General features: G+C 48.6%; 8 protein-coding genes, 2 tRNA genes, 2 rRNA genes, 1 pseudogene and 1 other annotated feature. Of the genes and pseudogenes, 8 read left to right on the top strand and 5 right to left on the bottom strand.

Annotated features, from left to right (window positions below; translation table 11 throughout):
• Positions 1-62 precede the first annotated feature (62 nt).
• From CPY98_RS17140 to rrf, 4 genes are all read left to right on the top strand, one after another.
• A tRNA-Ile gene (locus tag CPY98_RS17140) sits at positions 63-139 on the top strand.
• Between the two features lie 131 nt (positions 140-270).
• A tRNA-Ala gene (locus CPY98_RS17135) sits at positions 271-346 on the top strand.
• 249 nt (positions 347-595) lie between these two features.
• Positions 596-3,504: ribosomal RNA gene (locus CPY98_RS17130) — 23S ribosomal RNA — on the top strand.
• Positions 3,505-3,625: 121 nt separating this feature from the next.
• Positions 3,626-3,741, top strand: a 5S ribosomal RNA gene (gene rrf / locus CPY98_RS17125).
• A gap of 301 nt (positions 3,742-4,042) precedes the next feature.
• Here rrf and pssA read toward each other — a convergent pair.
• The 4 genes from pssA to trxC all read right to left on the bottom strand — a co-directional run bounded on the left by pssA (position 4,043) and on the right by trxC (position 9,485).
• The gene (gene pssA / locus CPY98_RS17120; protein ID WP_025801388.1) at positions 4,043-5,398 is read right to left on the bottom strand and encodes a CDP-diacylglycerol--serine O-phosphatidyltransferase; all 1,356 of its coding nucleotides are present in this window, start codon (positions 5,396-5,398) and stop codon (positions 4,043-4,045) included.
• Positions 5,399-5,545: 147 nt separating this feature from the next.
• A complete protein-coding gene (locus CPY98_RS17115; protein ID WP_096388489.1) occupies positions 5,546-8,206 on the bottom strand; it encodes a bifunctional acetate--CoA ligase family protein/GNAT family N-acetyltransferase in 2,661 nt (886 codons plus the stop codon).
• A 44-nt stretch (positions 8,207-8,250) separates the two neighbouring features.
• Complete coding sequence (locus CPY98_RS17110) at positions 8,251-8,943, bottom strand: tRNA-uridine aminocarboxypropyltransferase (RefSeq protein ID WP_096388488.1); 693 nt, start codon at positions 8,941-8,943, stop codon at positions 8,251-8,253.
• Positions 8,944-9,053: 110 nt separating this feature from the next.
• Entirely contained in the window at positions 9,054-9,485 is a 432-nt protein-coding gene (gene trxC / locus CPY98_RS17105; protein WP_046448698.1) for a thioredoxin TrxC, read from the bottom strand.
• 339 nt (positions 9,486-9,824) lie between these two features.
• Here trxC and CPY98_RS17100 point away from each other — a divergent pair, with 339 nt between their 5' ends.
• Positions 9,825-10,940, top strand: coding sequence for a tRNA/rRNA methyltransferase (locus CPY98_RS17100; protein ID WP_043495461.1), 1,116 nt, complete (start codon positions 9,825-9,827; stop codon positions 10,938-10,940).
• 158 nt (positions 10,941-11,098) lie between these two features.
• Here the strand turns inward: CPY98_RS17100 and arcA are convergent, their stop codons facing one another.
• The gene (arcA, locus tag CPY98_RS17095; RefSeq protein WP_004089205.1) at positions 11,099-11,815 is read right to left on the bottom strand and encodes a two-component system response regulator ArcA; all 717 of its coding nucleotides are present in this window, start codon (positions 11,813-11,815) and stop codon (positions 11,099-11,101) included.
• Positions 11,816-11,936: 121 nt separating this feature from the next.
• Here arcA and CPY98_RS21050 point away from each other — a divergent pair.
• The 3 genes and pseudogenes from CPY98_RS21050 to thrL form a co-directional block, all read left to right on the top strand.
• Positions 11,937-12,076, top strand: a pseudogene (locus CPY98_RS21050) (hypothetical protein); the annotation flags it as partial.
• Between the two features lie 415 nt (positions 12,077-12,491).
• Positions 12,492-13,178: a tRNA/rRNA methyltransferase gene (locus CPY98_RS17085; protein ID WP_096388487.1), complete on the top strand. Its 687-nt coding sequence runs from the start codon at positions 12,492-12,494 to the stop codon at positions 13,176-13,178.
• Positions 13,179-13,419: 241 nt separating this feature from the next.
• Positions 13,420-13,503: a thr operon leader peptide gene (gene thrL / locus CPY98_RS21150; RefSeq protein ID WP_071603088.1), complete on the top strand. Its 84-nt coding sequence runs from the start codon at positions 13,420-13,422 to the stop codon at positions 13,501-13,503.
• Positions 13,439-13,562 (top strand) — a sequence feature (Thr leader region). Its footprint overlaps the gene before it by 65 nt.
• The last annotated feature ends 23 nt before the right edge of the window (positions 13,563-13,585 follow it).

Here is a 13,585-nt window from a genome sequence, read left to right as displayed (position 1 = left end):
CGTTAAGTGCAGTGTCCACACAGATTGTCTGATGAAGAATAACGAGCAGTATACCTTTATATAGGCTTGTAGCTCAGGTGGTTAGAGCGCACCCCTGATAAGGGTGAGGTCGGTGGTTCAAGTCCACTCAGGCCTACCAAATTCTTACTCATACTGCGTTGTCGTCACGCATCGTTTGCAATAGCAAACTTCGCATGACTCCGCCTTGTCTGAGAAAGAATTAAACTCTTCTATGAGTGGTAATGTATAAAGGTAAACTGTTGACTGTATGGGGTTATAGCTCAGCTGGGAGAGCGCCTGCCTTGCACGCAGGAGGTCTGCGGTTCGATCCCGCATAGCTCCACCATTACTTTTGTTTGCAATAAATAATAGTATTCAGTCTCAAAAACATACTTCAGAGTGTATTGGAAACAGTATGCTGCGAAGTATTTTGCTCTTTAACAATCTGGAACAAGCTGAAATTTGAAAGCTTAAGCAACTGTGAGACACACTGACACAGTTTGCATTAAGCAGTCTCTCAATTTTTTGCAATCTTGAATGCTGTCTTGAACCGGTTCGTAACCGCGTTCACTAAAGAGACACCTTCGGGTTGTGAGGTTAAGTGACTAAGCGTACACGGTGGATGCCTAGGCAGTCAGAGGCGATGAAGGACGTGCTAATCTGCGATAAGCGTCGGCAAGCTGATATGAAGCGTTATAGCCGACGATTTCCGAATGGGGAAACCCAGTGCAATTCGTTGCACTATCGTTAAGTGAATACATAGCTTAACGAAGCGAACCAGGGGAACTGAAACATCTAAGTACCCTGAGGAAAAGAAATCAACCGAGATTCCCCTAGTAGCGGCGAGCGAACGGGGAGCAGCCCAGAACCTTAATCAGCGTATGTGTCAGAGGAACGGTCTGGAAAGTCCGGCGATACAGGGTGATAGCCCCGTACTTGAAAATGCATACGTTGTGAGTTCGATGAGTAGGGCGGGACACGTGACATCCTGTCTGAATATGGGGGGACCATCCTCCAAGGCTAAATACTCCTGACTGACCGATAGTGAACCAGTACCGTGAGGGAAAGGCGAAAAGAACCCCGGCGAGGGGAGTGAAATAGAACCTGAAACCGTGTACGTACAAGCAGTGGGAGCCTCTTTTATGGGGTGACTGCGTACCTTTTGTATAATGGGTCAGCGACTTATATTTTGTAGCAAGGTTAACCGAATAGGGGAGCCGTAGGGAAACCGAGTCTTAACTGGGCGTCAAGTTGCAAGGTATAGACCCGAAACCCGGTGATCTAGCCATGGGCAGGTTGAAGGTTGGGTAACACTAACTGGAGGACCGAACCGACTAATGTTGAAAAATTAGCGGATGACTTGTGGCTGGGGGTGAAAGGCCAATCAAACCGGGAGATAGCTGGTTCTCCCCGAAAGCTATTTAGGTAGCGCCTCGTGAACTCATCTTCGGGGGTAGAGCACTGTTTCGACTAGGGGGTCATCCCGACTTACCAACTCGATGCAAACTACGAATACCGAAGAATGTTATCACGGGAGACACACGGCGGGTGCTAACGTCCGTCGTGAAGAGGGAAACAACCCAGACCGCCAGCTAAGGTCCCAAAGTCATAGTTAAGTGGGAAACGATGTGGGAAGGCATAGACAGCCAGGATGTTGGCTTAGAAGCAGCCATCATTTAAAGAAAGCGTAATAGCTCACTGGTCGAGTCGGCCTGCGCGGAAGATGTAACGGGGCTAAACTATGCACCGAAGCTGCGGCAGCGACACTTAGGTGTTGTTGGGTAGGGGAGCGTTCTGTAAGCCGTTGAAGGTGGCCTGTGAGGGTTGCTGGAGGTATCAGAAGTGCGAATGCTGACATAAGTAACGATAAAGCGGGTGAAAAACCCGCTCGCCGGAAGACCAAGGGTTCCTGTCCAACGTTAATCGGGGCAGGGTGAGTCGACCCCTAAGGCGAGGCCGAAAGGCGTAGTCGATGGGAAACAGGTTAATATTCCTGTACTCGGTGTTACTGCGAAGGGGGGACGGAGAAGGCTAGGCTATCCGGGCGACGGTTGTCCCGGTTTAAGCGTGTAGGGGGAAAGCGTTGGTAAATCCGCGCTTTTATTAACCCTGAGGCGTGATGACGAGTCACTACGGTGATGAAGTAGTTGATGCCAAGCTTCCAGGAAAAGCCTCTAAGCTCTAGGTAACATTGAATCGTACCCCAAACCGACACAGGTGGTCAGGTAGAGAATACCAAGGCGCTTGAGAGAACTCGGGTGAAGGAACTAGGCAAAATGGTGCCGTAACTTCGGGAGAAGGCACGCTGGCGCGTAGGTGAAGTCCCTTGCGGATGGAGCTGAAGCCAGTCGAAGATACCAGCTGGCTGCAACTGTTTAATAAAAACACAGCACTGTGCAAACACGAAAGTGGACGTATACGGTGTGACGCCTGCCCGGTGCTGGAAGGTTAATTGATGGGGTCAGCCGCAAGGCGAAGCTCTTGATCGAAGCCCCAGTAAACGGCGGCCGTAACTATAACGGTCCTAAGGTAGCGAAATTCCTTGTCGGGTAAGTTCCGACCTGCACGAATGGCGTAATGATGGCCAGGCTGTCTCCACCCGAGACTCAGTGAAATTGAACTCGCTGTGAAGATGCAGTGTACCCGCGGCAAGACGGAAAGACCCCGTGAACCTTTACTATAGCTTGACACTGAACATTGAGCCTTGATGTGTAGGATAGGTGGGAGGCTTTGAAGCGTGGACGCCAGTCTGCGTGGAGCCAACCTTGAAATACCACCCTTTAATGTTTGATGTTCTAACTCCGGTCCCTAATCGGGATTGAGGACAGTGTCTGGTGGGTAGTTTGACTGGGGCGGTCTCCTCCTAAAGAGTAACGGAGGAGCACGAAGGTTAGCTAATCACGGTCGGACATCGTGAGGTTAGTGCAATGGCATAAGCTAGCTTGACTGCGAGAGTGACGGCTCGAGCAGGTACGAAAGTAGGTCATAGTGATCCGGTGGTTCTGAATGGAAGGGCCATCGCTCAACGGATAAAAGGTACTCCGGGGATAACAGGCTGATACCGCCCAAGAGTTCATATCGACGGCGGTGTTTGGCACCTCGATGTCGGCTCATCACATCCTGGGGCTGAAGTAGGTCCCAAGGGTATGGCTGTTCGCCATTTAAAGTGGTACGCGAGCTGGGTTTAGAACGTCGTGAGACAGTTCGGTCCCTATCTGCCGTGGGCGTTGGAAGATTGAGAGGGGCTGCTCCTAGTACGAGAGGACCGGAGTGGACGCATCACTGGTGTTCGGGTTGTCATGCCAATGGCATTGCCCGGTAGCTAAATGCGGAAAAGATAAGCGCTGAAAGCATCTAAGCGCGAAACTTGCCTCGAGATGAGTCTTCCCTGAGACCTTGAGTCTCCTAAAGGAACGTTTAAGACTAAGACGTTGATAGGCTGGGTGTGTAAGCGTAGCGATACGTTGAGCTAACCAGTACTAATGATCCGTGAGGCTTAACCTTACAACACCGAAGGTGTTTTAAGACGCAGAGACGCGAAAACACAAAGAGTAGGCTTGTTGAACAGATTGGTTTGTATGGCTAGCTGTAGAAATACAGAAAGCGGTGCAAATAACAGAATATGCCTGGCGGCGATAGCGCGGTGGTCCCACCTGACCCCATGCCGAACTCAGAAGTGAAACGCCGTAGCGCCGATGGTAGTGTGGGGTCTCCCCATGCGAGAGTAGGGAACTGCCAGGCTTTAAATAAAGTAAAGAACCTCAGTCGAAAGACTGGGGTTTTTTGCTATGGGGAATTTGAATTCGAATATATGAAATGTATTTCTGCGATGCAGCATCTATCTATTATCATTATTTCCGCGTTATCTCCTAGACCAATTAGAGACTAAGTTGCTTATATACTAACAATGAAAAGTTAGAGCCTTCAATAGCGTATAATTTATTGAAGGCCGTATTAATGATTAGGCTGATGGTATTTATCACAGAATAAGTTAGGTTATTTTAGATATAAAAAAACCTCCCTGAAGGAGGCTCTTGTCTTATTAAAGAATTCGGCTTATTAGTCTATCAATGCGAATTCTGCGTAGTCTTCTTATCAACTTGCGGACTTTCAGTGGATACTGCTGAATAGTTTCAAGCTCAAGATAGCTACGAACAACGTGGGTATTAGTACGGATGCATTCCAACTCTTTCTGACGTTGCTCATGCAGCTGATGCTTAGGATCGTGGATAAGTATTGCGTTCTCAAGATCGAGACGCCAAGCGCGCGGATTCAGGTTATTCCCTGTAATCAACTGCCATTGATCATCAATCCACATGCCTTTTAAATGATAAGTGTTGTCTTCATCTTTCCATAGACGAACGGTCAGTTGACCATTGTCGACGAAACGTTGTAAGCGGCTCATGAAACGACGAAGATTTATTTCATAAAGATAAGGCAATGCACCAATAATCTTGAACGGTTCATCTTCAGGAATATAGAAGTCATTTGCCTTTTTATCACCGACAATAATTTCAACCTGTTTCCCTTGGCGTAATAAATAAATAATATTACGCACCAACAATGCCGGCATGTTGAAATAAGGTGTACACAGCGTGACTTTTTCTTCAGTGCTGCACATTAGGTGATGAATCGTTTTATTCAGAACGCTATGTTTGCCTAGCCCTGCTAATGGCGTCACTGCCAATTCATCGTTGCCAGCGATTGCCGCAACATCATAACCACAGCTGCGTAAACCGTGGCGGAACTGGCGTGTTTCATTACGGATTTCAGGACTTTTAGGACGATCGTCACGATCGAGTCGTTGAACCGCGGGATCGGTCAGGAGCTTATTTTGAATATAAGCTGACATGGTATCAGCTAAGCGGCTGTTCTGGATGAAGTGATAGCGGTCATAACGATACTTATCGTGGCGATGTAAGTATACATCGTTCAGACTTGCGCCGCTGTAAATCACTCGGTCATCAACAATAAAGCCTTTAAGATGCAAAACGCCCAGCGCTTCACGGGTATTAACCGGAACGCCGTAGACGGGAACGGATACACCAGGATGCTGATCGGCCATAGCGCAGTACCAATCGGCGTTTGTATTTGTCGCCGCGGCGCCAATACGTCCACGTTGTGCACGATGCCAATCGACGAGAACGTAGATTTCTAAATCTGGATGCTGCTGCTTTGCGCTATACAAGGCATTGAGGACATCGCGTCCGCCGTCATCGTTTTCCAGATACAGCGCCGTGATGTAGATACGGCGAGAGGCGTTAGAAATCGCGTCAATTAACGCCAGGCGAAAAGCCTCTGGCGTAAACAGCGTCTGAACATCCTCAACTGTCTGGGGAAGTTTTGGCAGTTGTGCAAGGTGTTGTTGATGTTTCGTTCGTTTAAATTTAGACAACATCACAGTGCGCTTCTTCTCTCATCATTGTGTAGCAAAACGCTACATACAGTTATATTAGCCTATGGAATCGGGCGATAATAACACTACTTTCCATCTATTGCGTATGTTTTGCCTCGATTTGTCGCCATCCTCTCAGCAAAATTGCGTTTAAACCGGCAATGAATTGTTCAACGGCAAGCATAAATTGACGATGCCGTCTTCAATTTGAATATCGACCTTAAACCCCAGTTTTTTAGCGAGTCCAATCATTCCCTGATTGTTTGGCATCGTAATGCCAACCAGCCTTTCAAGCCCATGCTGAGTTGAATAAGCGATCAACTTACCCAACAGCGTCTTTCCAAGCCCTAAACCGTTACTGTCTGAGCGAACCAATACGGCAAATTCGGCTTCGAGATTGTCTGGATCGGATAGCGCACGCGTTACCCCTACAATTGAATCTTTACCTTGTTCTTGGATAACGGCCACGAAAGCCATTTCGCGGTCGTAATCAATTTGAGTCATTTTCGCGAGGTCTTCATGCGTAAATTCATTGATCTCGCTGAAGTAACGATAGTACAAATCCTCTTTGGTCACTTTCTGAATGAACTGCTGTAGTAAGGGTTCATCTTCAGGGAGGATAGGGCGCAGCAAGCAAGCCACTCCGTTTCGCAATGTCACTTGTTCTTCAAGGTGCTGAGGGTATGGGCGTATGGCGAGCCTATTTTCGGCTAAACCGGAGAACGGGGTGAGCTGGAGTGACACGTCCAACAGCGTGAAATCTTCAGCAGAGGCCAGAACCGGGTGGATATCTAGCCGACTTATCTCTGGGCAGTCGACAATGAGATCGGAAACCTGCACCAGCAACTGGCTAAGCCCGTCAATATTAAGTGGCTGCAAAGGACTTCGGCTACGAATTTTACCGCCTTTGATTGCCTGCATAATCAGATATCGCGCTAAGGTCATATTCAGCGGAGGCAAGGCAACGGCAGCATCGTGGTCTGGGTTCCAAGCCCCTCCGCCTTCACCAAGCATAATTAATGGCCCAAATACGGGGTCTTGTTCGACTAACACTCGTAACTCTTGAGCACCTGCTCGGTTGGCCATGCTTTGAACTAACAGGCCGTGAATGCGCGCCTGTGGAAATGAGTGCTTCACCCGATCAATGATAGCATTCGCCGCTTGTTCAACCTCGTTTGCATTACGCAGATAGAGCATCACCCCCTGTACATCCGATTTATGCGGGATATCAGGTGAACGCAGTTTTAATGCAACCGGATAGCCAACCTGCTCTGCGATATGCACGGCCTCGGTGCTGTCGTTGGCAATCCATGTTGGCAATGTTTGTAAGCCATAGCTGGATAAAATCGATCTGACTTCGTGCGTATCAAGGTGGTAGATCTCTTCTTTAAGCGCTTGCTGAATAAGGTCATGAGCCTGAGTGGTATTCGCGATGAGGTCAGCTGGTAACGCCGGTGTTTCCATCAGTTGGCGCTGGTTACGTCGATATTCAACCATATGCATGAAGGCAGTAATCGCACCTTCAGGCGTTCTATAAGTCGGAATACCCGCTTCGCTAAATAACCTGCGCGCTTCTTGCGATGAATATTCGCCGCTCCAGTTAGTGAGCACTGAAATACGTTTGCCCCGCGGATGCTGTTTTAGCGTTTGAATAACCATTTCGGCCGTTGTGGTCGCTGGTGCCGCTGCGCTCGGTGCATGGATAATCAGCATCGCATCATAACTGTGGCTATCAAGTAAAATGTTGATGGCGGATTGATAGCGGGCTGGCGTCGCGTCATCGCGCAGATCGATAGGGTTCTGTAGGTACACATCATCCGGCATCTTACTGCGTAACGCGGTGAGGGTGTCTTCATCCAGTGTGGCGAGCTTTCCATTACGCCGCAGCAGCTCATCCACCGACATGGCAGCAGGTGCCGCACCATTGCTGATGATCAGGATTTTCTCTCCTCGCAATGGATGCATATGGCTGAGCGTTTCTACCGCAGAGAAAAGCTCATGCGTATCTTGCACGCGTAGCAGGCCTGCGCGTTGGATTGCGGCATCATAGGCTACATCTAGCCCTTGTACGCTGTTGAGCAGCTGCTGGGCCTGTGGACTGCGGCCACTCTTGATGACCAGTATGGGTTTGTTTCTTGATGCGCTGCGTGCGGCTGACAGAAAGCGTCGCGCATCATGCAGATGTTCTAGGTAGATCAGGATTGCGCTGGTCTTGCTGTCTCGAGCGAGAAAATCTAAAAGATCATCTACGTCAATATCAAGGCTGTCACCTAAGGCGATAAAGAGAGAAAAGCCTATTTCTCGTTGTTGAGCCCAATCTAAAATCGTATTTGAAACTGCTGCTGATTGAGAAATAAAGGCCAGTTTGCCGGGAAGAATCGGCACCGGTGAAAAGCTGGCGTTTATTTTTTGCCATGGGGCTAAAAGGCCCAAGCTGTTTGGCCCTAATAAACGCACGTTATGCCGTTGGGCACAGGCTTTTAACTCGGCAGATTGGGCGCTTGGCGATGAGAGCACAATGGCCGCTCGGCAGCCTTTATCACCTAATGCGGCGATTATTTCTAGGTTGCGCTGCGCGTTGACGCACAGGATTGCCAGGTCTGGGGCGAAGGGTAGGGATTCGATGTCAGCGTAGGCCAGTACGCCGCACACGGCCTGATAACGAGGCGTCACGGGCATAATGGGCCCCGAAAATCCTCCTTTAAGCAGGTTCTGCATCATTAAGTGGCCGTTACGCCCTACTTTATTTGATGCACCGATCACGGCAATAGACTTCGGACGTAACAACGATTCCAGACTGCGCTGACTCATAGCTAAAACTCCTTGCCGAAGTAGATAGCCTGAGTCTAATGCCTCTAGATATTTTCTGCAGCGACCTCTTCACGGTGATGAGGCTTGCCTAGCAAATATTGACGGCGAAAATAGCTAAAGTGCTGTTGTAGCCCTTGAGCGGCTTCGTGATCGCCTGCGATATCTAATAGCGCAGCAGCAACTTCAGCGGTGCAGTGCTGCTCGTCACGGGCTGATTCTCGCAGTGTATAGTCACTCTCAAGCTTAGTTTCTAAAGAAAACACGGGAAACTTGTCGAGATAAGGGCTCTTGCGGAACATCTTTGTCGCTTCACGCCAGGTGCCGTCGAGCATGATGAATAACGGCGGCTTAGCTAAGCTGTCTTGCGGTAAGTCTGATACAGCACGTTCAGGCGCATAAGATCCAGGGAAGATTACATAAGGCTGATAGTTAGGATCGTTTAATAACGCCAGTAGTTCTGGATCAACTTCGGTTCTGGCCCATTGAAAAGCCGCTGTTTCAGGCAATATATCGGCAATCAAACGCCCCGTGTTGCTAGGCTTCATCGGCTCGGTATCATACATCATCAGACAAAAGCGACTTTTAGCCGATTGGGTATAAATGGTGTCGCACAGGCAGCGAGTTTCAGGGAGTAAGCAACGCTGGCAGCGCGTTACGCGTCCTCCGCGAGTGAGGAAGGGTTTGGTCGCTTTAGCAAGGCGTAGCTCACGCAGGCGCAATACGGCATTAGGGGACATCGACTTCTCTGATGAGGCAAAAGCGCTATTTTAAACAAGCAGACGGATAGGGTACAGCGGCGAAAGGGAAAAAAGAAAAGCCCAGCGTCGCGCTGGGCTTAGAATCGGGATTATGCCTTAGCAGCAAGCTGTTCATTCAGCCAACTATCGAAAGGTGCTTTTGGCATTGCGCCGCTTAACATGTCTACTAGCTGACCATTTTGGTAAAGCATAATGGTTGGAATGCTGCGAATGCGGAAACGTGCGCTAAGTTCCGGCTCTGCCTCGGTATTAACCTTCACGCAGCGGATCTGCCCTGTGCGTTCTTCTGCAACGTCTTCAAAGATAGGCGCAAAACTTTGGCATGGGCCGCACCATGGTGCCCAAAAATCAATTAACACCGGTTGTTCGTCTTGCAGGATTTTATCCAGCGTGGCTGAAGTCGCATTAATGACCTCGCCGTCGAACAACTCATGACCGCAGCGACCGCATTTAGCCTGATCCTCGATGCGCTCTTCCGGTAAACGATTGGTAGTTTGGCAGGATGGACAAACGGTATTCATGGGCAACCTCGGTATTGGGATAAAGAATCCGCGCTTTTTCACGGTAAAAGCAACGTTAATGTTTAAATTATGTTAAGCATTATCGTGTATGGGGATATTAATCACAATCAGGTTTCTTCAATGGTTATAATAGATATCAGCTTTTGTTGAAGTTTATATACCCGTCATATTTCAAGCTGCATGTGCGGTGGCTGCGCTTAATGACCCGAGTCACTTATCTGTGTAAGTTCATCGGGACACTTTCTCTTGCCGCCTTCCTGCAACTCGAATTATTTTGGGTATAGCTTAGTGGTCACACATCAGGTAATCTTCGCGCCCTGCGCGTTGGTGGAGATAGCAATGAACGATTCTTTTAATGGCAAAAATGGCAAGGTCAAAGTGATGTACGTCCGCAGCGAGGACGACAACAAAGACCGTGACCAAAAATCACGTCCGGAAGGTAAAGGGCGTCAAGGCGAACGAGGTGGTCGTCAGGGCCGTAGTGCTCAGGATGGAGACCGTCGCAACGATCGCCGTGGTGGCCAAGGCCGTAGCCAGGAAAACGATCGCTCTCGCCGTCCTGCTGGTGCGAGCCGCAGTGAAGGTCGTAGCGAAGGGCGTAATGAAGGCCCTTATGATCGTTCGCCTTGGAAAACGGTATCTCGTGCTCCAAACGAAGAAGATAAGCCAGATCATGGCGGTATCGCTGGTAAGAGCTTTATCGATCCTGAGCAGCTGCGTCGTCAGCGTGCTGAAGAAACCCGTGTTTACGGTGAGAATGCCTGTCAGGCGCTGTTTGCCAGCCGTCCTGATGCCATTGTCCGTGCATGGTTTGTTCAGTCTGTAACGCCACGCTTCCGTGAAGCGCTGCGTTGGATGGCGGCAAACCGTAAAGCCTATCATGTAGTTGATGATGAAGAGCTGACGAAAGCCTCAGGCACCGAACATCACGGTGGCGTTTGTTTCCTGATCAAAAAGCGTAATGGCCTCGATGCCCGCACTTATTTGAAAACAGCCGCCGACACCGACTGTGTTTTGGCGCTGGAAGATGTAGGTAACCCGCATAACCTCGGCGGCATCATGCGTACCTGTGCGCACTTTGGCGTGAAAGGTTTGATGGTGCAGGATGCTTCTATGCTGGAGTCCGGTGCCGCAGTGCGTACCGCTGAAGGCGGCGCTGAGCACATTCAGGCGATTGATGCGGATGGTTTTGACGGTGCGCTGGATGAGTTCCGCCGCGCAGGTTACACCATCGTGACAACGTCCAGCCATAAAGGTACGACGCCGCTGACCAAGGCTTCATTGCCGAAGAAAATGGTGTTGGTATTGGGGCAGGAGCGCGATGGTCTGTCTGAAACCGTGATGCAGCAAGGTGATTTAAGCCTTTCTATCGGCGGTACGGGTCAGGTGGAAAGCCTAAACGTTTCCGTTGCCACCGGTATTTTACTGGCAGAATGGTGGCGTCAAAACGCGTAATGCGTTGGATATCAGTCGTACTTCACACTGTATGAGAAAGCGGGGCTAGCCCCGCTTTTTTGTGCCTGTCATTTGCAAATAAATAAAATCGTTAAACGACAGATAAGCAAAAGGCCGGATAATCCGGCCTTTTTGTCTATATGCATGCGAAGGGAAGATTACTCTTCCAGATCGCCACAGAAACGATAGCCTTCACCGTGGATGGTCGCGATGATTTCCGGGGTATCTGGCGTAGACTCAAAGTGCTTACGGATACGACGGATTGTCACGTCAACGGTGCGGTCATGTGGTTTCAGCTCACGGCCAGTCATTTTCTTCAGCAGTTCTGCACGGGACTGAATTTTGCCCGGGTTTTCGCAGAAGTGCAGCATGGCGCGGAATTCGCTGCGTGGTAGCTTGTACTGTTCGCCGTTAGGGCTCACCAGTGAGCGGCTATTGATGTCCAGCTCCCAACCGTTGAAGCGATAGCTCTCAACCAATTTACGCTCTTCTGTGCCGCCACCGAGGTTCATGGTGCGGGACAGCAGGTTGCGAGCACGAATGGTCAGCTCACGTGGGTTGAATGGCTTGGTGATGTAATCATCGGCGCCGATTTCCAGCCCAAGGATTTTATCCACTTCATTGTCGCGGCCGGTCAGGAACATCAGCGCTACATTTGCTTGTTCACGCAGCTCGCGAGCCAACAACAGGCCATTTTTACCAGGCAGGTTGATATCCATGATAACCAGATTGATGTCGAATTCAGACAGGATCTGGTGCATTTCTGCGCCATCATTGGCTTCATGAACGATATAACCTTCCGCCTCAAAAATACTTTTAAGTGTGTTTCGAGTGACGAGTTCGTCCTCGACGATAAGAATGTGCGGGGTCTGCATGTGTTTGCTACCTAAAATTGCCAACAAAATAGAAATAGGGAAGTACAGTAGTCTTGATTCCTAAAACATCAAATCGAGAGTGTGGCTGTTTCGATGATGTAACAACATAGAGATTCAATAGACTAAGGTACGTAAACTCGTTCTTGATGCACTTTCCATCAACGTCAACAACATCGCTAGGTTGGTCAGGGGATGTTACTCCCTACAGCCCCGGTGGTGCCAAAAGCGGCGCACATCCTAACCCTATTAACAGCAATATAACAGCACACACCGCAATTGCCATCCAACAAAACTACGCTTTGTTGACATATATCAAATCCAATTGTAGCACGTTAACAGATTTGTGAAAAACACTTACAAGTCTGTGAGCTGGATAATGAAGTTAAGTGAGTTTGTTCCTGATTAAGCTCGGGAAAATCTCATATCCGAGCCGAACTTTATTCTATATTTATAGAAAATTTAATTAATTGATTATAAGAATGAATTTATTGAATTAGTGACAAATAGCTTAGTCTTTGAATGTTTTTTGACTAAAATGCCTTTTTCCTTTTTTATCTAATAGAAAAGTCCGTACTTTTGTTAAATAAATGTAACTTTATAGCTAATGGAAAAACCCTTGCGAGCAGGATAAAGTGTGCACCTGTTTATTATTAATTGTTAAAAATCGGGCATTTCTATGCAAATTCATATCGTACTGGTTGCTCCAGCCAGACCTGAAAATATTGGCGCTGCGGCAAGAGCGATGAAAACCATGGGATTTTCGTCACTAAGAATTGTTGATAGCCAAGCATACCTAGAGCCCGCTGCTCGCTGGGTTGCTCACGGTTCCGCTGATATTCTGGATAATGCCCAGTATTTCGACACGCTAGAAGCCGCATTGGCTGATGTGGATTTCACGGTTGCCACTACGGCAAGAAGCCGTGCCAGATTTCACTATTACTGCTCGCCATCCGAGCTCACCAATATCTTGCATGAAAAGCAGAGTTGGACATCCAGCTGTGCGTTGGTCTTTGGGCGTGAAGAGTCAGGGCTTTCAAATGAAGAGTTAGCCTTGGCGGATATTCTCACCGGTGTGCCAATGGTGGCCGATTATCCTTCGCTCAACTTGGGGCAGGCCGTAATGGTCTTCTGCTATCAGCTATCGTCATTAGTTCAGAACAGCGTGGAGCCAGAAGCGCTGGCTGAAGAGAATCAGCTGGTGGCGCTGCGTCAACGTGTGCACCGCTTGTTAGGAACGCTCGATGTTGCCGATGATCAAAAGCTTACCGACTGGCTCGATCAGCGCCTTGGATTGCTCGCTAAACGTGATACTTCTATGCTCCACACCTTGCTGCATGACATCGAAAAAATGCTGAAAAAATAGCCTATCGAAGAAAAAAGCTGAAAACGACGATTACTCGGCAAAGGCGGATAAATTTCTCTTAGATAACGTGTACGAAAAGTGTGATTCAGCGCACTTTTACTGATGTGCTGTTTTTATATAGGTTTTTATGCTGCCGAGGTTATCGAAATGTTGCCGGTTAAAAACAGAATTTCGTTGACTTAGTTTTGCCTTTGCTTTAACCAATATAGGGCAGACACAAGAATTTATTGGACAGACAGAGATGCGTATTAGTTTTCATAACTACAGCCTGAACACCACAACAATTATTACCACCACCGATACGACATGTAACGGGGCGGGCTGACGCGTACAGAAAAAGAGAAAGAAAAAAGCCCGCACCTAAACAGTGCGGGCTTTTTTTTAAGCCTAATTCGGGAGAGTGTGAC

Source organism: Hafnia sp. CBA7124 (genome assembly GCF_002355555.1).
Taxonomy (GTDB): domain Bacteria; phylum Pseudomonadota; class Gammaproteobacteria; order Enterobacterales; family Enterobacteriaceae; genus Hafnia; species Hafnia alvei.
Note: the sequence above shows the minus strand (reverse complement) of the source record. Positions and strands in the feature narration are given on the sequence as shown.

What these genes read in the sequence shown, in the direction of transcription:
- CPY98_RS17100 (WP_043495461.1), top strand. Translation starts at nt 9,825, where the DNA reads ATGAACGATTCTTTTAATGGCAAAAATGGCAAGGTCAAAGTGATGTAC.
- trxC (WP_046448698.1), bottom strand. Translation starts at nt 9,485, where the DNA reads ATGAATACCGTTTGTCCATCCTGCCAAACTACCAATCGTTTACCGGAA.
- CPY98_RS17115 (WP_096388489.1), bottom strand. Translation starts at nt 8,206, where the DNA reads ATGAGTCAGCGCAGTCTGGAATCGTTGTTACGTCCGAAGTCTATTGCC.
- CPY98_RS17085 (WP_096388487.1), top strand. Translation starts at nt 12,492, where the DNA reads ATGCAAATTCATATCGTACTGGTTGCTCCAGCCAGACCTGAAAATATT.
- thrL (WP_071603088.1), top strand. Translation starts at nt 13,420, where the DNA reads ATGCGTATTAGTTTTCATAACTACAGCCTGAACACCACAACAATTATT.
- pssA (WP_025801388.1), bottom strand. Translation starts at nt 5,398, where the DNA reads ATGTTGTCTAAATTTAAACGAACGAAACATCAACAACACCTTGCACAA.
- arcA (WP_004089205.1), bottom strand. Translation starts at nt 11,815, where the DNA reads ATGCAGACCCCGCACATTCTTATCGTCGAGGACGAACTCGTCACTCGA.
- CPY98_RS17110 (WP_096388488.1), bottom strand. Translation starts at nt 8,943, where the DNA reads ATGTCCCCTAATGCCGTATTGCGCCTGCGTGAGCTACGCCTTGCTAAA.